The 4,739-nt window shown below is 62.4% G+C and carries 4 protein-coding genes and 2 pseudogenes; 5 read left to right on the top strand and 1 reads right to left on the bottom strand.

The window, feature by feature from the left end:
• The 4 genes and pseudogenes from BMW76_RS39760 to BMW76_RS41590 form a co-directional block, all read left to right on the top strand.
• Positions 1 to 771, top strand: a pseudogene (locus BMW76_RS39760) (tetratricopeptide repeat protein); the annotation flags it as partial.
• Positions 768 to 2,068: pseudogene (locus tag BMW76_RS39755) on the top strand (MFS transporter). The pseudogenes BMW76_RS39760 and BMW76_RS39755, both read left to right, overlap by 4 nt.
• Positions 2,069 to 2,080: 12 nt before the next feature.
• Complete coding sequence (locus BMW76_RS39750) at positions 2,081 to 3,007, top strand: LysR family transcriptional regulator (protein ID WP_090874140.1); 927 nt, start codon at positions 2,081 to 2,083, stop codon at positions 3,005 to 3,007.
• Between the two features lie 4 nt (positions 3,008 to 3,011).
• The gene (locus BMW76_RS41590) at positions 3,012 to 3,155 is read left to right on the top strand and encodes a hypothetical protein (RefSeq protein ID WP_177200640.1); all 144 of its coding nucleotides are present in this window, start codon (positions 3,012 to 3,014) and stop codon (positions 3,153 to 3,155) included.
• A gap of 25 nt (positions 3,156 to 3,180) precedes the next feature.
• On the opposite strand, the gene gcvA is transcribed toward BMW76_RS41590, so the two are convergent.
• Positions 3,181 to 4,095, bottom strand: a complete 915-nt coding sequence (gene gcvA / locus BMW76_RS39745; RefSeq protein WP_090874139.1) for a transcriptional regulator GcvA — start codon at positions 4,093 to 4,095, stop codon at positions 3,181 to 3,183.
• 147 nt (positions 4,096 to 4,242) lie between these two features.
• On the opposite strand from gcvA, the gene BMW76_RS39740 reads away from it, so the two are divergent.
• The coding region (locus BMW76_RS39740; protein ID WP_143062458.1) for an SDR family NAD(P)-dependent oxidoreductase at positions 4,243 to 4,739 on the top strand (497 nt) is incomplete at its 3' end.

Here is a 4,739-nt window from a genome sequence, read left to right as displayed (position 1 = left end):
TTGCGGCGACACAACGTGAACGCGGCGCACGCCGTCGCCCACGTGCTGTACGAGTCCGGTGCGAACGACGAGGCGCAAGACATGATCACCGGCTGGTTGCCGGAGTACGACAAGACAGGCGTGCTTCACGGCCACATCGCATGGCATAGCGCGCTCATCGCCCTTGAGCGCGCTGACACCGTGCGAGCGCTCGGCATCTACAACGAGCATGTCGCGCCGACTGCGTCGCTCGGCACGCCGATCAACATCGTCAGCGACACGTCGTCGTTTCTCTGGCGCATGCAGGCGTACGGCCACGCCGTTCCGGCGGGCATGTGGGACGCCGCCGCAAAGTACGCGTCGGATTACTTCAAGGAAGCGGGGTTTCCATTCGCTGACTTCCACATGGCGCTGGTCGCCGCGGCGACGGGTGACAGCACAGCCGTCGAACAACGCGTTGCCGTGCTCAACAGGCTCATCGACGAAGGCAAGCTTCCGGCTGGCCCCGTCGTCCCGGCGATCTGCCGCGCGTCGTTGGCCTTCGCCGAAGAAAAGTACGCACTCGCCGCGGAGATCCTCGAGCCGGTCGCGCGAGACGTCGTGCGAATCGGCGGAAGCGGCGCGCAGCGCGAGGTCGTCGAGGACACGCTTCTGGTTGCGCTCATGCGAAGCGGCGAGGCCGGAAAAGCGCACGTGATCCTCAACGAACGGCTGCATCGTCGTCCGTCTCCTCGCGACGAGCGGTGGCTCGACCAGTTGCGCGGCGCGCAGGCGCCCCTCGCGAATCAATAATCGGGGCGACTGGTGTGCGGAAACTGCTCGTTCAAGGGATAGGCCCGGTCGCCGCAATCTCGATCGCGCAACTCTTCGGTACTGCACTGTGGTTCAGTGCAAACAGCACTGCCGGCGATCTGGTGAAAATCTGGCACATCAGCGCGGCCGACATCGGCTGGTTGACGAGCGCGGTGCAGCTTGGCTTCATCCTCGGCACACTCATCGTCTCGCTGAGCGGCGCCGCCGATCGTTTTCGCGCGAGCAGGATCTTCGTCTGCAGTGCCGTCGTCGGTGCGCTGTTCAACCTCGGCTTTGCGTGGCTGTCGACCGGTCTCGTGAGTGGCGCGCTCTTCCGGTTGGGCGTCGGTATCTGCCTCGCCGGCATCTATCCGATGGGAATGAAGCTAAGCTGATCATCGGCTGGGCGCCCTATCGCACGGGGCAGGCGCTCGCGCAGCTTGTCGGGATGCTCATACTCGGCACGGCACTGCCCCATGCGATGCGCGTGCTGGGAACAGGTCTCTCTTGGCAGTTGGTCATTTCCGCGTCGTCGTTGCTTGCTGTCGGTGGGGCCGGCCTTATCGGCGCGCTCGGCGATGGGCCGCACTCTGTCGTGTCGCCCCATTCTGCGCGCGACAAGGAGACACCGGCGACATCGCCACCATCCGTACTCAGCGCGTTTCGCATTCGCCGGTTCCGGGCCGCGACGCTCGGATATTTCGGCCACATGTGGGAGCTTTACGCGTTCTGGACCGCTGTACCGCTGCTGATTGCCCATACGTCTCTGACGAGCGCTCTTCCAGGGCTCAGTGTTTCGGCGATGTCGTTCATTGTGATCGGGATCGGTGCGCTGGGCTCCGTGCTCGGCGGTGTTGTATCGCGACACCTCGGCAGTGCGAAAGTGGCGACAGGCGCACTCGCGATGTCGGGTCTATGTGGGCTCGTCTTCGCGCTGTGCTGGCGTCACCTGGCTCCCGAAACGATGGCGGTGCTCCTCTTGCTATGGGGCGCGTCGGCCCCCGCTGACTCGCCGCAGTTTTCCGCGCTTGCTGCCGACGCATGTCCGCCGGCGCTCGTGGGAAGCGCGCTCGCGATCCAGAACTCGATTGGCTTTGCGATCACCGTGGTATCGATTGCAGCGACCACTACGCTTTTCGACCATATCGGGCTCGATGCGATGTGGCTTCTGGTGCCAGGACCGGCGCTGGGTCTGGCCGCGTTTGCATTCACCTTGCGGAAGGCGGAATCATTGCGAGAGCCGATGCAATGCGCGGATAGCGTCGATCGCCCGCGAAGCAGCGAAGCATTGCGCTGATGGAGAACAGGGATGCTAGACCTCCAATATCTCTCGATCGTGATGGAAGTGGATCGCCTCGGCAGCGTGACCGCGGCGGCCGACCGGTTGAATGTGACGCAGTCGGCGCTCTCTCACATGGTTCGAAAATTCGAAGAGCGGCATGGCGTCAAGCTCTGGACCAAGAATGGCCGCGGACTGCGGTTCACGCACGCCGGCGAATATCTGCTGGGGCTCGCGGGGCGCGTGATTCCGCAGATGGAGCACGCAGAACGGACGCTGACGAATTTCGCGGAGGGCCGCCGTGGAGCGTTGCGCGTGGGCATGGAATGTCATCCGTGCCAGAAATGGCTTACCCGGCTCACGCCGCACTATCTTGCTGCGTGGCCCGATGTCGATTTCGATGTGCGCACTGCATTCCGTTTTGACGGCGTTGCAGCGTTGCTTGGGTACGAAATCGATCTGCTCATCACGCCCGATCCGATCGACGTGCCGGACATCACGTTTACTTCCGTCATCGACTATGAGTTGATGCTGGTGGTGCCGGAGCGCCATCCGCTTGCCACACGCGAGTTCGCAATGCCTCAGGACCTGATGAGCGAGGAACTGATCACGGTTCCCGTGAGCAAGGAGCGCCTCGACATCTTCACGCGCTTTCTCGTGCCCGCCCACTGCAAGCCGAAATTTCATCGGACGGCTGAGCAGACCGAACTGATGCTGCAACTGGTTGCGGCCGGTCGTGGCATCGCCGTCTTGCCGGACTGGCTCGTGGCGGAGGAGGGGAGCGGGCTGCCTGTACGCACTGTCCGGCTCGGCGAACATGGCTTGAGCAAGAGAATCAATGTCGGGGTTCGGAAGGGCGAAGAAGATGTCGCCTATATCGCCGGGTTTCTGACGATGGCGCACGATCTCTGGGTCCCTGCGCAACGCAGGGTGGCCGGCTTAACGGATCTGGAGTGACCCAATGAATACAGAAGCCTCGCAACGGAGCGGCTCGCCGCACGAGACGGCCGATGCCGGTAGCAACCTCGCGAGACTGACGATCGCGCAAGCGCTGGCAGGCGCCCATTCGATGATCGTATATCCACAAAGCCATCACTCGATATGAGCGGACGGCCAACGTACTTCGTATGTCAGTCGACGCAAGCCTCGTCAAGGAGCCAATCGCGAAACGCGACAAGTCTCGGCAACGCAGCACACTCCTTCCGGTAGACGACGTAATACGCGAGCACCGAAGGCCGAACGATATCTGGAAACAACCGGACCAGCCGCCCGGCGGCCAGATCATCGCGCACAAGGACACTACGCGCTAGCGCGACTCCGCGGCCATCGATCGCGGCTTGCAACACGGCGGCAGAATTGTTGATCTTCAACCCGGATCGAGCCGCGATTGCTTTCTTTCCAACGGTTTCGAGCCACGCGTCCCAGGTGACGAATCCGATCTGACGATCGACGGAGAGATCGTCTATCAACGTCAGCCCGGCCAGGTCTGCCGGGCCGCGCAAGCGCCGATGCTTGTGGAGAAACGCCGGTGAGCACACGGGAAAAACCTCTTCGTCCATCAGTTTCTCGGCCTCCAATCCTGGCCAGTTCCCCGCGCCGTAACGAACTCCGATATCAATCCCCTGGGTCGCGAAATCCATCAGCTTCAGGCTGGTGTCGAGACGCACGTCGGTTTCTGGCCAGGTGCTCTGGAAGCGGTCAATGCGCGGCAGCAGCCATTTCGCGGCGAACGCCGGGCTGACGGTCACCGTCAGCACGCCCACAGCCGAGCCTTCCTTGAGTCGCGCGAACCCGAGGTTCAGCCGATCGAACCCGTCGCGGATGTCGGGCAGTGCCCGTAGCGCAACGTCCGTTGGCACAAGACGCGCTCGCCCGCCGCTGCCGCGATGGAACAGCGGTACACCGAGCCATTCTTCGAGGCTGCGAACGAGTTGACCGACGGCAGCGGGCGTGACGTTCAGTTCCAGTGCAGCAGCAGAAAAGCTCTGGTGGCGCGCGCTCGCCTCAAAGGCGCGCAGCGCGTTCAGGAAAATCGGAGCGGTCATTGATAGAAAGATTTTCTTTCAACGATAAACAGAATATCTCATTTGTGAGTGTGGTGCAGGGTGGCGAGAATATTCCCATGAATTAGCGATAACGACACGATTCGTGTTGCTTTCGTTCCGATCTTTCATTCTTTTTCAGGAGCAGTCATGGATAATAGTTTTTCTTCCAAAATCGCTATCATCACGGGCGGCGGATCGGGCATCGGTAAAGAAGTCGCCGCCCGCCTTGTGAACGCCGGCGCCAACGTGGTCATTGGCGGCCGTGACGAGGCCAAGCTCAGGCAGGCGGCGGCGGATATCGACCCGTCCGGCGCCCGAGTGCGTGTCCATGCGGGTGACATCGCCCGGCCTGGTACGGCGACGGCGCTGGTCGAACTGGCGACGCAGGCGTTTGGCGGCGTCGACATTCTTGTCAACAACGCGGGCGTGTTCCGCCCCAAGGCATTTCTCGACGTGAACGAGTCCGAGTACGACTGGTTTCTCGACACGATCCTCAAGGGTAAATTCTTCATGGCGCAGGCCGCGGCGAAGGCGATGCAGCTGCGCGGTGGTGGCGCCATCGTGCAGACAGGCTCGCTTTGGGCCCTGCAGGCCATCGGGGCGACGCCTTCGGCTGCGTACTCCGCGGCGAATGGCGGCGTACA

The sequence above is a fragment of the Paraburkholderia diazotrophica genome, from assembly GCF_900108945.1.
GTDB lineage: Bacteria > Pseudomonadota > Gammaproteobacteria > Burkholderiales > Burkholderiaceae > Paraburkholderia > Paraburkholderia diazotrophica.
The sequence above is the reverse complement of the archived record's forward strand: the minus strand, read 5'-3'. Positions and strand labels throughout refer to the sequence as shown.